Below are 16,999 nucleotides of genomic sequence, written 5' to 3'. Positions count from 1 at the left end.
CCTAGCGTGGTCACTCCGGCTGGCGCATTAGGCGCGCTCACCATCGATGAAAATGGCAACTGGATCTACAACGTCGACAACGCTGACGTGCAATATCTGGCGCAAGATGAAACCAAGGTCGAAACCTTCACTGTCGCCTCAGTGGATGGCACCACCCACGACATCGTTATTACCATTACTGGGGTGAATGACAGCGCAGTCATCTCTGGCGATGCAATTGGTGCGGTGACCGAAGATGATACCGATCCAATACTCACCGATTCAGGCGTGTTAACCCTTACCGATGCTGATACCGGTGAAGCCAAGTTCGATCCTGCTAGCGTCGTGACGCCAGCTGGCGCACTCGGTGCGCTCACCATCGATGCCGATGGTAACTGGGATTACCAAGTCGATAATGCCGACGTGCAATATCTCAAAGCCGGAGAGACCAAACAAGAAGTCTTTTCTGTCGCCTCGATTGATGGAACAACTCACGATATTACTGTCACTATCAACGGTATCAATGAAATCCCTGATGCGATGAATGACTCAAAAGTGACTCAAGATCCTCGAATTAGACTCGACGAAGATCCAGATTACGGAACGATGCAATACAACGTGGATAACCAAGGTTGGCAAGACATGGTGGTGGGTGAAGAATATGATGCCAATGCCCAAGTTCGTTTCGTACCTGATGAAGCAACCATTCAAACCATGACTCGTGATATCAAAGTCGGCAGCTTTGATGCAAATCCCAATACGCCCGAGTTCAACGGCCCGATTTCGACAAGCCACTGGGGTACTGTATCGGGGACAACCGCAGTCTTTGAAGAAAATGGCACTACGATCACCACTAAAAGCTCAAGTGGCCCACTTACCGCCTACAACACTTATGGTCACTTAGGCTCTGGGATTGGTGATAATGATAATAGTGGTTTGAGCCAGGGTGAAAAACTATCTATTACTATTGATGGGGAAGACATTAACGAAGTTACCTTCCGTCTCAGTGGCTTAGGTAGTTATTTTGATGAAATCTCGCCAAACGCGACCAAAGTAAAAATTACCGCCTTTGATGAAAATGGCGATCTGATTGATACCCAATCCGGCTATCGCCAGTCTGGTTCTTACGAAGATTACTATTCCTTCACCACCGATCGCCCAGTAAAAACATTTGAGTTAACGACCTCAGGCAGTAATGGTACATATGTGGTGCAAAACATGGTTATTTCGAAAACCTTAGCTGATGCCTTTGTACTCACTACCATACAAGCCGATAACTCGGAAACACCCAATCATGTAGCGCTTGATTTAAACTACGACGACGCAGACGTAACGCTTGATATGAGCGACAAAAAACTGATCGATAACGACATTACCAAGGGAGAACTTTACGTCGAAGAGAGCGAGACCCTGATAATTGCAGCATCTGCATTACTTGAAAATGATAGCGATATAGATGGTGGAACACTCTCCATTACATCCGTACAAAATGCAATTGGTGGGGCCGTCACTATTAATGGCTCTGGAGATATCGAGTTTACTGCAAGCTCGGGTTATGTAGGCAAGGCAACCTTTGAGTACACAATTTCAGACGCGCAAGGTGGCAGTGATACCGCTACGGTCAATATCAATGTTGGTGCGACAGACAACACTTATTCGTGGTCGAGTGATACGGTGGGAACAGACGATGATCCTGGTCGTGCTGTCATCGATACGTTCGACAGTAGCCAAGACATCATAGATTTGCGTGGTTTTGTCGCTGCAAGCTCAGTTTGGAGTTCAACCGATATCGCTCAGAATGTGCAATTCACAAAAGTGGATGGCAATACGCAAATATCCTTGCTAGACAATAACGATGAGTTAGTTCAATCCATCACTCTAGACGGCATTGCTATCAATGACTTTACAGGAACGAACACGGCAGGAATGTCCGATGCCGAAGTGCTCAGTCATCTTGTTTCGGAAGAGAAGCTCCTTATTTCTGATACCTACGGTCATGAAGGTGATGATGTTCTTAGTGGTACACCCGGTGACGATGTATTTAGAAGCGGTATGGGCAACGACACCTTCCGCATTCTTGATGAAAATGCAGGCAGTAGTGCCAACCCAACCACTGATACCATCATGAATTTCAATGTGAATAATGATGTGATTGATCTATCGGATTTACTTCCTGACTCGCCGACAACTCAAGACTTACTTGATCACATAGAGGTTGAGATTAATGACGATATTAATGACCTAACTGATACCCCCACCACCACGCTAGCCGTTACTGATGAAAATGGTGGTGTGAGTAAAGTTGTGATGAATAATGTGGGCTGGAATGAGCTCGGTATTAATGATGTCGCAGCCAGCCAAGAAACCATCATCGCCAAGCTGGTTGATCAACTCAATGTTGTCAACGTGGATGGATAACCTTAAAACACAATAGACAGGCGCTGCTTAATAATGCGTTAAAGCCTAGCTAGCGCTTGTCTTTCTTTACTCACTTTTCAGCATAGTGATTCCAATATACTGGCAACAAGTAACCATCGCAGCCGCTACATTGATACTGATTATCACCAATCGGAGTAAAAATAAGCTTAACAGCATTATCACCTTCAATCGTTGTCTCTGGCTGGCAATAGTCACCATTATCGAAAAACTCACTCACCGCGCTAAAGACAATTTGTTCGCCTTGAAAGCAAACATTATAGTTATGGGCGATACGACTTTTATTGTTACGCAGCCACGCACGATATTTATCCATACTAATGTATGAACTGCCGATCGTATCTCGGTATATCTCAGGATACTTCACTTTAAAATCAAGACTATTATCGGCATCTAATACTTGGTCACGGCCGAAAGCCCCTTGGTACAGGTTCTCTTTGACAACATAATCAAACACCAAGAACTCATAATAAACGTAAACATAAAAGCCAGTACCAGCACATAACGAAATCAATATCGCCACGCCTTTTTTAGACCATGATGTGCGCCAAAAACCCCATAAAATGAAAGCCAGCCCAAAGAAACAGCTTGTTAATACCACAGCAAAATAGCTTGATACATCATAAGCATTGCGACCAAGATAGGCGACAAAACGACTTATATCGCCATCAAAATTAGCAAACAAACCCAAAACTAATAAGACGGTAAAAACAAGCAAGGAAAATAACGCGGATAACTTGAAAATCTGTGTGTTTTTCATAACCAAATCACCTAAATACAAAAACGGTTCATGGCGTAAAACTGAGTCGATATGCTTGGGCGATAACAACCACCAAACACAGGGGCTAAACTATGTGATAGGCCCCTATCGACCTATCATAACGACGTAATACGACCAAATAGAATATCTATCGAATCACTCGCACGAACTGATCAACACCGACTTCGTCTTTAGCTAATTTCTTATTGTTTTTTAAGTTTAGAGAGCGAATGTTATTATTACGAACAACAAGAACTATAAGGTTTATATTTTTACTCACATCGATTTCAGACAGTCGATTATCATTTACAAACAAATTTTTTAGCACCATTAAGTTTGAAACATCAATCTCAGTTAAGAAATTATCGCCTAGATAAACAGTTTCTAGCGAGTGTAGATTATTAATGTCGACATGCTTAAACTTATTACCCCACATCACCATATACTCAATATTTTCAACACCGCTAAAATCAATTTCGTCTAGAAGATTCCCGGCAAGTTGTAGGGTTTTCAACTCAGGGTTCAGACCAAATTTAACATCACGAATAGCATTTCTCGTCGCAGTAAAATCAATCAATTTATTCGCTCTGAGATCCGCTTCCTGAATGTAATTCGCATAAACATTTATCTTTTTAAGGTTCTGTAAATATTCAATGCCTGCAATCGATTTGATTTTCTTTGAGGTACAGGCTAACTGAACCACTTTCGCTACTTTCTCATGTCCACTATCTAGAATACACTGCTTAAAGTTTTCATCCTCAAATGGCACGTCTTTTACCCATTCATAGCGTTTTAACTTGAGCTCGGTAGGATGTGAAAACGTCACATTTTTGAGTTTTACATTACTATTTTCTAAGTCAAGCGACGCGATATCGTTACCTGTCGTTCGCAGGTTAACTAAATTTTTGTTCGCGGAAATATCGATGCTATTGAGATTATTATTTTCGATATCAAGAAATTCCAAATCAACCAATTTAGATACATCTAAATGATTCAATTGGTTCCCTGCCACTTCAATCCTTGTTACTGGCAGGGTAGACAAGCCTTTAATTTCTTCGAGTCTATTATCATTCAGCTTTATTTGCTTCAATGCAGAATTATTAGAAAAGTCAACACTATTCAACTGGCTGTTGGAGATCTCTACAGAGTCTAAACGTTTAAGCCTTGATATATCAACATCACTCAACTCACTATTATTTATCTCTAATGAATATAGATAGTTGTCTTCAGCAAAAACCAACTTCGCTAATTTCGTATTGGTTGCACTAAATCCATTAATATATTGGTTTTGCGAAAGATCAGCAACGGCCAACTCACTATCGTGTAATACCAATGTAGATAATTCTGTTAGATGCTCAATACCGACAAGAGAAGTAATATTATAGTCACAAGTTAAATGTTCAATTTCTGCTATTTCATTACCAGCTTCTAGCACACAGGCCTGAAATTTAGCATCTTCGAATGCGATGCTCATCACCAACGTGTGATATTTCCAATAAGCAACACACAGCAAACCAACCACGACTCCTGCAACGACAATTCCCGTCGATTTTTTCAATGCACTCATAGAACGATACCAAACATAAAGGTTAAATGAACAAAAAGAACTCAAACAGGCGCATATTATCGTAAACACCCTACTGCCGCAAAGATATCGCTATGAAATATAATAAAAAACCGTCCCCGTTACTTAGTCTTCAGATCATACTCTTCAAATCATGCTGCTCAATTTACGAATAGCCACATTAACATTAGACAAAGCTAATATATAAACATATAGTGCTATATAACACAGGAACAAAATTTCCTCGTAATTCGACTACCGTGTATTGGAGAAGCAAATGACTAAGATTGTAATCGTTGGTGGTGTTGCAGGTGGCGCTTCGGCCGCAGCACGTGCACGACGTTTAAGTGAAGACGCTCAAATCATCATGTTTGAACGCGGTCCATTCGTCTCGTTCGCTAACTGTGGCCTGCCTTATCATATCGGTGGTGATATTCCAGAACGCAGTAAATTGCTTCTCCAAACACCAGAAAGTTTCCTAGCTCGCTTTAACGTTGATGTGCGAGTAATGAATGAAGTCGTCGCAATTGATCGTCAAACCAAAAACGTCACCGTTCGCAACCTACTGGACGGCACGCAATATCAAGAGCAATACGACGTCTTATTGCTAAGCCCGGGGGCCGGCGCTATCGTCCCGCCTATTGCAGGTATTGATAACCCACTCACCCATTCGCTGCGAAACATTCCAGATATGGATCGCATCATCAACACGCTGAAAAGCAAACCGATTAAACACGCGACCGTAGTGGGTGGTGGTTTTATTGGTTTAGAAATGATGGAAGCGTTCCATCAACTTGGTATTAAGACCACCCTGCTTGAAATGGCCGACCAAGTCATGACACCAATGGACAAAGAGATGGCCGGATTCGCTCATGCAGAGATCCGCGCTCATGATATCGACTTACGGCTTAATACCGCATTAAGTGCCGTGGAATATATCGAAACCCAAGATGGCAGTGAATTAAATCTAACGCTTAGCAATGATGAACAACTGATTACCGACATTCTGATCATGGCGATTGGTGTTCGACCAGAAACTAAATTGGCACAAGAGGCAGGCCTAGAAATTGGTGAGTTGGGCGGTATTTGGACCAATCCAAATATGCAAACCAGCGACCCTTCTATCTACGCTGTGGGCGATGCCATCGAAGAGCAAGACTTTGTTACTGGCAATGCAACACTTGTCCCACTTGCAGGCCCTGCAAACCGTCAAGGCCGTATGGCCGCTGATAACATGTTAGGTCGCAATGAGACCTATCAAGGTACACAGGGTACCGCGATTTGTAAGATCTTCGATTTAGCGGTGGCTTCTACCGGTAAGAACGAGAAGCAACTCAAGCGTGAAGGTATAGCCTACGAGAAAGTATTCGTTCATACCGCAAGCCATGCCAGCTACTACCCAGGGGCAGAAACGGTTTCATTTAAGCTTTTGTTTGAGCCAACCACTGGCAAAATCTTAGGCGCGCAAGCCGCTGGCAAAGATGGCGTAGATAAACGCATTGATATTATGGCCGTGGCACAACGTGCCGGCATGACAGTGGAACAGCTGCAACATTTAGAACTCACCTATGCACCGCCTTACGGCAGTGCCAAAGATGTTATTAACCAAGCGGCGTTTGTCGCCAATAACATCATCAAGGGTGATGCGACTCCGATTCATTTTGATCAAATAGACTCGCTCAGTGACGATCAAATCCTACTTGATGTGCGTAATCCTGGCGAACGCGCCAACGGCAACCACATCGCAGGTGACATCAACATTCCTGTAGACCAATTGCGCGAACGTATGAATGAATTACCAAAGGATAAGGAGATCGTGATTTACTGCCAAGTTGGGTTACGTGGTAACGTCGCCTATCGCCAACTGGTGAACAACGGTTATAAAGCACGCAACCTCATCGGCGGTTTCCGCACCTATCAATTTGCTAAAGCTTAATAGTCAAAAGAAGTTTGATTCAGTATGACGATAAGAAAAGCCAGTGAACGCTGGCTTTTCTATACAAAGTAACGCTGTCGGTCCGTTCAGTAATAGCCCTACTCTTGCAGCAAAATACCACCTTGTTTCTCAAGCATCACTGATAAGTTATGAGCAGCAGAAATCAAACGAGCCTTATAAGATAATCCCTCACCAACAACCTGCATTTGATGGCTTTCATAATTGGCGATCTGTATCAAAAATGTGGTGCGAATCTGTTGTTCAGCGATCTTGTCATTACGGGCAATAACAGAGATAACCTCACAACGGTCATCATCAGAGACCAGCAAGCCAGCCCGATGTACCGCGCTTTCTAAAACCGGTAAAAAGTACTTATCAGTCACTTTATCGTGACTCTTTTTGACCGAAAAACAATGCTGCGTAACATAATCACGTTGCTTGTTATTTAGGGCAGCCATTGTTTGACGAGTTAGATTAGAGCTAAATGAATAAGGCGCGAGCATACTTGTAAGAGCCTCAATCGACTCGGTATCCAAAGCCAAACTATTACGATAATCAATCAACTTCCAATTCGGCTTACTGATTATCTTTTCAACCTGTTCAAGATAGACCGATAGTCGATTCTGATTGACCGCGACCCACTCTGCCAATGTAATTTGTCCGCGAACATAGAAAATACCCTCAATCTGAGTTGCGTGTGTCCAGAAAACCATCGATAGCGCCATCTCTTTCGTTGACACTTGAGTATGACTCGATGTGTTATTCACCGCTAAATCCGTCGTCTTAGGCGCGTTTCCAGAGGTCGCTATGTTGATCTCCGTCGTTGCAGAAACTTGGCTATGGAGTGATTTGGCAATATTTGATAATGCATCCTGTCTGGCTAATTCCAGCGTCTCTCCAACCCCGACATCAGAGACCAATTTAGGATCGTTCTCTACATTAGTAAACCAACTAGGCAGTGATGAGCTTGGCAACGCGCTCACTGTTAAGGGCAATACCAACAAAGCCGAGAACAGTAAATTTGGCCATATTACTCGACTCACAATCTTAGAAATAAGGCGCATAGTACTGCCTTTTCGATTCGACTTTCTTAAGATAATCGCGCGTCTCTTTATAAGGAAAATCCTCCACCAGCGAATGATACACTTGCTGCGAAGACATTCGATTAACTGATTGCGCTAGCTTACTCAGAGATCCCGTGCCACTAAAGTGTTTAGCCACCGCCCCCACTCCGCCATTGTAAGCGGAGATTGCGACAAATGTGCGCGTGCTTGGATCATCAATATCATTCAAATAACGCTGTTCGAGAATATTGAGATACGCACTACCAATCTCAATGTTATAGTCCGGCACAAACAACTCGTTAGCGGTCAACACGCGTTCTTTGCCTTGGTGGACTCTCGTCACATCTCTGCCTGCTGAATATGGCACAATTTGCATTAAACCATAAGCCGGTATATGAGATTGTGCTACAGGATTGAAGTGACTTTCAGTATGCATGATGGCAATCACTAAAGCAGGATCAATCTGCCACTTTTGCGCTTGCTTTTTTATCTGCGGAATATACTGTAACGCTCGTTGCGATAACTTATCTTGGGGGAAACGCATTGTCACCATCGTCACCTTGCTCCCCTGCGCTTGACGATAAGCTGATTGTTGTTTCGTCGCGGTAATCACCGTTGAATCCAACTCACTAAACAACTTATTAGACGGCGTATTATTGCTAACAATTTTATTCAGCACTGGATCGCTTTTAATCGCACTTGATGATGTGGCCGCAAGTAAACGCTCGGTTTGCTGCACAACAATTGCATCAATCTGTGCTTGCGTTTTATCACCTAACACTTCGATCGTATAAGCACCCGATTCAAAATCGAGCGAGCGCCTTACTTTGTCTTCTTCCGAATAAGAAACCCAAGTCGTCGCAGAGCTCAATACTGGCGTATCCCATTGCTGACTAAAGCGTTTTTGCGCATTTAAAAAGCTATCACGATAAGCCAATTTCGCTTGTTCAAAGCGATCCACTTGTTGTGATTTTTGTTGATTAAAAGAGTCACTTAACGACTGCTTCTGATTAGCAAACTTAGCTTGCAGATCCTCAACACCTGCAATCACGGTTTGGGCATAAAGCCCAACCACTAAAGAGCAGAATAGAAATGACTTCAACATCGATTCTCCTTGCAGCATCTAGTTAGCCAATGCCGCGTTAATTTCTGCGGCCAGTTCTTGATTGCTGAGGGTTGACGAAGAACTTGTCTCGTTAGCATCACTTAACTGAGCATCTAACATATTCTCTACATTAGGCTCTACCGAATCAGAAGGTAGTCCCATCAACACATAAAAGAAACCATCAGGCCCTTTTTGCGCTCGCAAGGTTGTCGCGCCTTTTAAGGCAACTTGCGCCATCGCATTGGTTTCTTCAGACGTGGCAGCTGTGCCACCACTAATCCCCGCAACACCTAAGGTTCCGGCCTTAGTTTGCATCACTTGAATCACTTCAGTAGCGATTTCTTTCGCAATCTGTTGCTGCGCATCTAAAATAGCTAGATTTCGCTGATGCGCCACTCCTCCACTGGTATTTTCGCTTACACCCAATGCCATATAAGCAAATCGCGCGTCATCGATGCTGCCGGCACAAATCCAATCCGGTGCGGCGACTTTCCCATCACCGAAAAAGGTACAACCGATACTCGTCAAAGGGTCCACTTGTGTCTGTTGCGGTGTCGATTGACAGCCAGAAACACCCGCCACTAACAAAAGTAAAAGTGCATTTTTCATCATTATTTATCCTTAAAAATCATCGTCGCTAAAATCGGGGGTGTTAAGTAACGTAGAACTGTTCGTTGCTGTTTTCTTCGTGACTGGAACAACCGATGATGTGGTTGCTTTTTTAGCGGAAGAATTGGTATCAGGTTTCACTGCGATCTCGGTTTTTGACGCTTGAAGATTGCTTTCCAAACCAGCTCGCTCCGCCGCTTTAAGATTGTTTTCTCGGTTAGCGGTCGCACCAGCATCAAATGCCGAATATTCAATCGCTAGCGCTTCGCTTGCGGCTTTAGCCGAAATACCATAAGCAACAACGTAGATTTTTTGCTGTGAGATTGGATGAGTCACAGTGCGAGAAAACAACTTAGATAATCCATTAATATGACGATTTTCAACAGATTGACGCGTTGCTTCAGAAAAACTGGTAGCCACTTCCGTATGATCCTTACTACCAATATCACCAGAGCGAGTTTGCATCGCAATCGCCGCTTGTTTTTGCGTTTCGATATCAGCATACAGCGCAACTGCCGCTTCTTTTTTTGCCATTGCATCGGCGATACCGCGATTCTTGCGCACCATAGAAGACGAGCCTTCTACTGGCATACCATAAGCACCAATAAACCAACGCTCACCCGTTTGATCAACAAATTGGCGTGGGCCAACCATCGTGGCAACCTCTTGTTTCTTAAGCCAATCATGAACTGAGAGTCCATTCTTTGGCTTAAGCGGCAACATCTCACCAGTGATAATTGATTTGGCGGCCTTTTCTAACTTAGGACTCCATACCATTAAAGTGGCAACTTCATACACTTCGCTTTCCGCGTTCCATGACTCAGCTTGCACCAACACACTCGCCCCCAGAATTGGGGCCTGTGCTAGTGTCTCGACCATGCTGGTTGATTCCAGTTTAATCTCGCCTTTCAGCTTAGCCGCTTCTTGCTCCAGCCTTTCCAATTCACCACTGGCATCTGCATAACGCTGTTTTACTTTTTCATACTTTTTGCGCTTAGACTCTTCAATCATTCCCGCATCATAATCACTATCGATTCGCTTAATGACTGCATCCCAAGTTGCCTCTGCACGATCTTCTATCGTGATACCTGCTAACTTGTCAGCTTCAGCCTGATCCAATTCAGCTATGATCTTCACCAACTCACGCTTTTGTGCACTGAGTTTCTTCTCTGCACGCGTATATTTTTCATTGAGTTCAGCATGAACATCCGTACCCGGAGCCGTAAGCATATCCACCGCTGACATCGTGGTGCGCATGTACTCCACCATTTCAGCTTTCGCACTCATCGTGGCGATCATGGCGTATTGCGAACGCTTGGTAACAAAACTATCGTCATAACTTGGGTCTTCTGAATCAAATTGCTGCATATTCACGACGAACAAACGCTTCTTATCGGCATCCCACCCTTGCTGCCAGTTCTTCTGATCCATGTAATCGAAAATTTGCTGTTCAGCAGAGATGTACTCAACGATTTCTTGTTGCTCAAAAGGTTGTTGAGCTGCCGCTTGTTGCGCGTCAACACCCGCTGTGGATACCGGAGTTCCAGCGGTAGGCACTTCCGTGGTCGTAACAGCTTGTGTATTGCTCGTTGGGATAAAATCTTCGGCGAATGCTTGCCCAGAAAGAACCAAAGAAATAGAGAGTGCCAATGGCGTAATGATATTTTTCATGACCTAACCTTTAATTTGTTTAATTTCCCATGCCGTCAACTCGGTACTTTGAGCGACATAACGCATGAGGATTTGAATGGCTTGAGCTTGCGCTGGAGAGCTTGGTTCTAGTGCTTTAAATAGAGAGACCCACGCACTTAAACTTGCCTCGCTATGGATGAAATATTGCTTCGCCGCATATCCTGCTTCATCTGGGTTTATTGCTCGGAATAGGCTCGACAATAACTTCCAACTTTGTGTATGTTGCGGATCAGCGTTAAGAGACAACGACAGCTTTTGTTCGATAAGCTCCGGGGTAACCCCTTGCTTAAACAGGCTATTCGCTTGTTGATAGAAGGTGTCTGCAGCCAATTTATTCGTCGATAACACATTGGCATAGAGTATTCCTTGATAAGACTTTACGGCCGCAAGAACCCCGTTGATATCGTAACTATCACGCATCTGTTCAATCTGGTTGGGCGCCTGCCAAGTACGAGAATCAGAGGCAGAAAGCAGCTCGAACAGTTGATACAGTACCGAAAACTCCGACGGCTCAGCAAAAACGGTCATCAATTGTGGGTATTGGTGCTGCTGCAACATAGCCACTAATAGCTCTCCCGCTTTCTGCTCTACTTGCGCAGCAGAAACCTGTGTTGGTTGACTGACAAAGCTGTTGATTGCCACCGCTCGTACCTGTCGTTTGATGCAATTAGGTAAACGGACATCAGCCACCTTTTGATGGCGAATGTTTACAGAAGAAACCTCGGCACGAATCAATGCTTGCACCGCTAGGCGCGCCAGTGTTGATGGCGCAACCGCATGAGGTGCTATACGCACAGTTCGCGTTTGTACTTCTTCAGCTAGTTGAGCGTAGAATGCGGCTTCAGCGATCTTTCCTTGCGCTGTTCCAGCATGCTTTGATTCATCCGAACACTGTGCTTGAGTAATAATGAATAGATAGCCATCTTGCTCATAGCGGCCAACCGGTTTCTCAGCTAAATGTTGCTGGTAAATAGCTGGCAAATCCAAAGCCTGAGCAGGCAATACTATTCCGCCTGTAAGTGATACTACCCATGTAAAATTGAGCAATACCCCTCTTAGCCAGTTCGCTGTTTGCCATAGATCTTTCAGCAAAATACAGCGCGTAGCCAAATAAAACGCGGCGCCACACCGCTGAACCAATAACAGCACCACCAATTTCAATCTCATCATCCTTGTCTACCTTATTTCAAAGTTCGCCAACTGATTATCGACTGACTTCAAATGCGGGCGACGTCCTTTGCCTTCTAGCTTGAATGTTTGATACAGCTCATCTAAGCCCTGATCAAATGCCTGAGAAAGCGAGCCAGAGAAGCGATAATTCAACATCATCGTTTTCTCGGTCTTATCCCATTGCCAATTTTCTACCGAACCATTGGTTGAGTTTTCCAAGACATGTTTAAAAATGGCGACATCATTTCGATTCGCATTTTTTATATAGATGGGATACACCACCCCACGCTCTGCATGGGTAGCCAAAGACTGAATTACTTCTAAGCCTAGCTTGGCTGAAATCTGCTTGTATGCCTGATGTTCAGATACTTGCTTTGCCCGTGATGCTGGTTCTACATAGATACGAGATTTGATGGGCTTATTCACCACGGTCAAAATGATCGCGCCACTGGCATTATCCACCAACTGGATGTTGACCGCGGTTTCAAAACCCTGACTGCCTTTATGATCTTCCACGGCTCGTTGAGATTGCTCCAACTTAAAAGTATGCGTAGCTGAGGATTGATCCTGGTTAAACGCAAATCCGAGTTTCTCTAATTCATCCGTCAGCCACTCTTTTTTATCCGGATTATTAGCTGAAACCGAAAACTGCGCATGGCCAAAAATATCTAAGTAGAAGTTGGCATCATTGAGCAGTTGTCCTTGATTGACATCGGCTACGACAATCACGTAGTACTGACCGCGCTCAATATCTTCGTCAAGTATCTCGTAGTGGCTGACATAGCCTTGAGTCTTAGTCGAAATCGCCATGGCAACTGCTTCATTAAACTGACCAGACTTACCACTGATCATCACACCTTGTACCTGCTGCACGGCATTTTTGATCGCGTCTTGCACCGCCAATTCCCGAGCCACGGACTCACCCTTTTTCATTGGTGCGAGACCTTTAGCTTCAACTGATGACGATGCATCACCACTAAATTCAGCCACGGTAACCGTACTTGTTTGACTCGCAAACGAATTAACCGCATCGGTGGTCGTTGGGCGCAGAGCCGATACTTTCGCAACATCACGCTCTGTCACCACCAAAGCAACAAAGTGTTCACCATCATACTGACCGCTTTTTAGCATTTTAACGGCCGACAAATTGCCCTTAAACGCATGGCTGACGACATCAACAAATCGTTCTTTCGAGAACTCTTGCTCATTGACGCCATCGCTTACCGTCACATACTCCATAGAAACTTCTGTCGAGCCTGACGTTTCTACCCCGTTAATCATTTCATTAAGTTGACGCAATGCATCTAGCCGAGCTTGCTCTTTGCCTTTACTCTCACTTGAATGGTTTGATGTGCCCATCGCCACTACATAATAGCCATCTAAAGCATTGACGCCCGAACGCGTGCCACCTTGACCAAGCATAGAGAAGACATCATCCATGGGATCGGCCGCTGCAATAGCGGCGTGAAAACCACTACATAAAATGGCAACCGATAACGTTAAAGTGCGTAAAATTCGCCAAACCATTACAGCGCCCAGTCCTCAGGTGTCCCAACAGAAACGGCATAAACCTTGTTGCGTTTTAGGTACTCTTTACCCATCGCTTCAATCTGTTTTTTAACTTGTTGCGCATCAACGTCATCTTCTTTCCATGTAAACATGACACCAGAACCACTCTCTGATTTTGGCGTGACTTCACCCGAAGCAATTGGAATATCTAAACCATCATCACTAAGAAAAAGGACCACCGCTTGCTTAGTCGCAAATCCCTGATTAATCCCCGAGTTGATGGCAAAACGGCCATTACGATAGTTAGTCACTCGGCCACCCACCGGATAGTAATCCATAGTGCGGTTTACCAGCACTTGAATGCTCTTTTGTGCGGCTTCTTTATAGGCTTCTTGCAGCTCGTTGTGGTCACGGAAGTCAAAGCCACCTAAAAACTTGTATTTACTATTAATATCGCCCATCGCAAAGAAACGCTTAGCCGGCATGTTGTGGCGAATAGGCTCAAATGAGTGAACGATTTGTCCGGTGGTCGGATTAACAACTTTGGTAGTCACTAAGCTGCGAAAAATAATTTCAAAATGATCGTCTTTCTGCTTAATCACTGAGCCAAGTGAAATTGAGGACTCCAGTACAAAATCCGGATTCAACTGCTCACCAATCGCGATTGAACCTTCTTCAACCGTATTTTCCGCTTGGAATGCTACTTCGTAATTACACGCATCACAGTTACGAGTAAGCACCTCATAACGTTTGGTACGGGCGAGTTCGTTTTCTAGCAACTTGGCGATAATGCCCTGATCGATATTGGTTTTACGCGCATTCTTCTCAAACTGAACATTGTCAACATAAGCAGCAATGGTCATCTTGCTGAACGCTTTCACATCATAGTTACTTGGCAGTTCAATGTTGTCTGACTCATAAAGCGCTTCTTTGTTAACTTTATTAATTTGAGAGTTAGCATCAACATCCGCCTCAGAGTTGATTTTAAGACTTGTTGACTGGCAACCGACGAGCAGAAGTGACGCAAAAAGCGCAGAGAATTTTAATTTCACGATAATAGTTCCGAACAAATAGAGACAAGCAGGCACATCAGAATTGATGCAATAACACTTGGAGATTTAGATCAAAAAAGCCAGCCCTAAGGCTGGCTATTGAAACGCTTATTGAGCGTTCGTAAGTGCAGAAAGCTGCTTAGCAGTTTGGTACGCCGAGATAACAGAATCATTCATAAACATAATCTGCTCGCCAGTCAGTTCGTAAAGAGATTGCTCTTGCATAATGTCTTTAAAACCAAGGCCGCTATTTGAATCCGTCACTAGACCTAATAGCTTTTCTTCATCAAATTTAGACGCAGCAGAAAGCGCAGCTTTAGATGCATCACCTAAACCCGCCAGAACACTATCAAAAGCAGAAGATTCGACATACTGTTTAACCTTTGCTTTGCTTTCATCATCAAGTTGATTAAATGCAGCTTCACGCTCTTCTTCGGACATATTTTGTGTATAAGCTAAGAACTGCTTAACTTCTGGCTGGTTTTCCGCAGACTTGATGTAATCTTCGTACATAGGCTTCGCAATTAAGAATGCAGTATTCACCGTTGTACGAACAAGTTCACCTTCCTTGATTTTTGAAAACTGGTATTCGTCGGTCGCACGCACAGAAAGTTCGTTACCCACAACAAGCTGTTGATCGTAATCAACACTTGCGTTATCGCTAAACGCTGAACAACCAAACATCATTGATGAAGCCAATACTACTGCTACTACATTCTTCTTAAAATTCATTACTGTTACTCGTCGTTAGTTATTTCATTTTGTGATTTAACATACAGGCGAATGCCGTACTGTTTGCAGAAAAACTATACAGTACGACATACCAATGTAAAGCCACAATCTTAACTTTGAGATGATAATGAATATAAACTATTGATTTAAGTAAAAATAAAATTACAATTTTTTTGAATTGATAGCACACAAAACAACATCATTAGTGAGAATCTCTCACAACGTGATCTTACAAAAACGTTAACTAGCTATCACCTAGACCAAATCTTCGAGTCTAAACTCTAACTTTGAGTGTATGATTTTTGTGCAATCGCACACTGAAAAGTTTAAAGCGTTCAAATTTTAGAATGAGTAAAGGCCGAAATGACGCAAGGTGAAAGGAAGCAAGTCATGCTTGATGATAAACATCGTTATGAGGAATATGCCGCGATCATATCCGCGCTGCCTGATTTGGTTTTTATTTTGACGGAATCTGGCTTATATGCCGATATTCTTGGCGGGGACAATACCGAAATGTATCACGATGGTTTATCGCTGATCGGTAAGAATTTGCGTGATGTCTTATCCCCCACCAACGCTAACTGGTTTCTGGAAAGAATTGATGAAACACTGACCAAAAACACACTGATGTGTTTTGAATATTCGCTGGCAGGGAATGATGTGGATTGTTTAGATGTGAACTCCGGCCCCGCTGGATCATTAAGGTTTGAAGGCCGAGTGAACCCATTAAAATCACTCTATCACGGTGAAAGAGCGGTTGTTTGGGTTGCTCGTAATATCACCGTTCGCCATGAACTGGCCCAACAGCTCACTTACTATGCTGAGATGGATCACCTGACCGGAGTCTATAACCGTAGGAAACTATACGAGTTTTTTTCCGATGCTTTAGCGCACTTTCACCAGTCACAACAACATTACTGCTTCTTGCTGGTCGATATCGATGAATTCAAGAAAATAAACGATATTTACGGTCATCAAACCGGTGATGATGCGATTCGTCAAACCACAAAGAAATGCCAGTCGATACTTAGTGAAGGAGATATTATCGCACGTTTAGGTGGGGATGAATTAGGCATTATTCATCGATGCAATGATGAGCTCTCTTGTGTTGATTTAGCACGCAAACTCAACCAAGCTGTTGCCACTCTTTATATCAATAAGGATGTCCCTAACTACCCTCTCAGTCTAAGTGTCGGGATCACCCATTTCAAAAAAGAAGATAACGATATCGAAGCTATCTACCACCGTGCCGATCTCGCCTTATACGAATCAAAAAACAATGGTAAGTGCCAATACTCAATAAAGTAAAACCTTTATCATTAGACACGACACTCGCTCACTTCATACCGCTCACTCGTTAAAGTATTTGCCAATATTGTTAATATCTGGTG

Annotated in this window: 13 protein-coding genes; 3 read left to right on the top strand and 10 right to left on the bottom strand. The window is 43.6% G+C overall.

The window, feature by feature from the left end:
• The coding region (locus RH88_RS08395) for a VCBS domain-containing protein (protein ID WP_005594967.1) at window positions 1-2,397 on the top strand (2,397 nt) is incomplete at its 5' end.
• Between the two features lie 70 nt (window positions 2,398-2,467).
• On the opposite strand, the gene RH88_RS08390 is transcribed toward RH88_RS08395, so the two are convergent.
• A complete protein-coding gene (locus tag RH88_RS08390; protein ID WP_005594965.1) occupies window positions 2,468-3,175 on the bottom strand; it encodes a hypothetical protein in 708 nt (235 codons plus the stop codon).
• A 148-nt stretch (window positions 3,176-3,323) separates the two neighbouring features.
• On the bottom strand, window positions 3,324-4,742 hold the full coding sequence (locus RH88_RS08385) for a leucine-rich repeat domain-containing protein (protein WP_005594963.1): 1,419 nt from the start codon (window positions 4,740-4,742) through the stop codon (window positions 3,324-3,326).
• A gap of 274 nt (window positions 4,743-5,016) precedes the next feature.
• On the opposite strand from RH88_RS08385, the gene RH88_RS08380 reads away from it, so the two are divergent.
• Window positions 5,017-6,675: an FAD-dependent oxidoreductase gene (locus tag RH88_RS08380; protein ID WP_005594961.1), complete on the top strand. Its 1,659-nt coding sequence runs from the start codon at window positions 5,017-5,019 to the stop codon at window positions 6,673-6,675.
• A 98-nt stretch (window positions 6,676-6,773) separates the two neighbouring features.
• On the opposite strand, the gene RH88_RS08375 is transcribed toward RH88_RS08380, so the two are convergent.
• The 8 genes from RH88_RS08375 to RH88_RS08340 all read right to left on the bottom strand — a co-directional run bounded on the left by RH88_RS08375 (window position 6,774) and on the right by RH88_RS08340 (window position 15,608).
• The gene (locus tag RH88_RS08375) at window positions 6,774-7,739 is read right to left on the bottom strand and encodes an LPP20 family lipoprotein (RefSeq protein WP_005594960.1); all 966 of its coding nucleotides are present in this window, start codon (window positions 7,737-7,739) and stop codon (window positions 6,774-6,776) included.
• Complete coding sequence (locus tag RH88_RS08370) at window positions 7,723-8,844, bottom strand: transglycosylase SLT domain-containing protein (RefSeq protein WP_005594958.1); 1,122 nt, start codon at window positions 8,842-8,844, stop codon at window positions 7,723-7,725. Before RH88_RS08370 ends, RH88_RS08375 begins: the two co-directional genes overlap by 17 nt.
• Before the next feature lie 18 nt (window positions 8,845-8,862).
• On the bottom strand, window positions 8,863-9,456 hold the full coding sequence (locus tag RH88_RS08365; RefSeq protein WP_241212169.1) for a hypothetical protein: 594 nt from the start codon (window positions 9,454-9,456) through the stop codon (window positions 8,863-8,865).
• Between the two features lie 9 nt (window positions 9,457-9,465).
• Window positions 9,466-11,124, bottom strand: coding sequence for a hypothetical protein (locus tag RH88_RS08360; protein ID WP_005594955.1), 1,659 nt, complete (start codon window positions 11,122-11,124; stop codon window positions 9,466-9,468).
• A 3-nt stretch (window positions 11,125-11,127) separates the two neighbouring features.
• On the bottom strand, window positions 11,128-12,315 hold the full coding sequence (locus RH88_RS08355) for a hypothetical protein (protein WP_005594954.1): 1,188 nt from the start codon (window positions 12,313-12,315) through the stop codon (window positions 11,128-11,130).
• A gap of 6 nt (window positions 12,316-12,321) precedes the next feature.
• Complete coding sequence (locus RH88_RS08350) at window positions 12,322-13,842, bottom strand: flagellar assembly protein T N-terminal domain-containing protein (protein ID WP_005594952.1); 1,521 nt, start codon at window positions 13,840-13,842, stop codon at window positions 12,322-12,324.
• Window positions 13,842-14,876: a hypothetical protein gene (locus tag RH88_RS08345; protein WP_005594951.1), complete on the bottom strand. Its 1,035-nt coding sequence runs from the start codon at window positions 14,874-14,876 to the stop codon at window positions 13,842-13,844. The genes RH88_RS08350 and RH88_RS08345 overlap by 1 nt, the downstream gene beginning before the upstream one ends.
• A gap of 108 nt (window positions 14,877-14,984) precedes the next feature.
• A complete protein-coding gene (locus RH88_RS08340; protein ID WP_005594949.1) occupies window positions 14,985-15,608 on the bottom strand; it encodes a hypothetical protein in 624 nt (207 codons plus the stop codon).
• A 390-nt stretch (window positions 15,609-15,998) separates the two neighbouring features.
• Here RH88_RS08340 and RH88_RS08335 point away from each other — a divergent pair, with 390 nt between their 5' ends.
• Complete coding sequence (locus tag RH88_RS08335) at window positions 15,999-16,916, top strand: diguanylate cyclase domain-containing protein (protein ID WP_005594947.1); 918 nt, start codon at window positions 15,999-16,001, stop codon at window positions 16,914-16,916.
• Window positions 16,917-16,999: the final 83 nt, after the last annotated feature.

Origin of the sequence: Vibrio scophthalmi LMG 19158, from assembly GCF_000222585.1 — a bacterium.
Lineage (GTDB): Bacteria > Pseudomonadota > Gammaproteobacteria > Enterobacterales > Vibrionaceae > Vibrio > Vibrio scophthalmi.
Note: the sequence above shows the minus strand (reverse complement) of the source record. Positions and strands in the feature narration are given on the sequence as shown.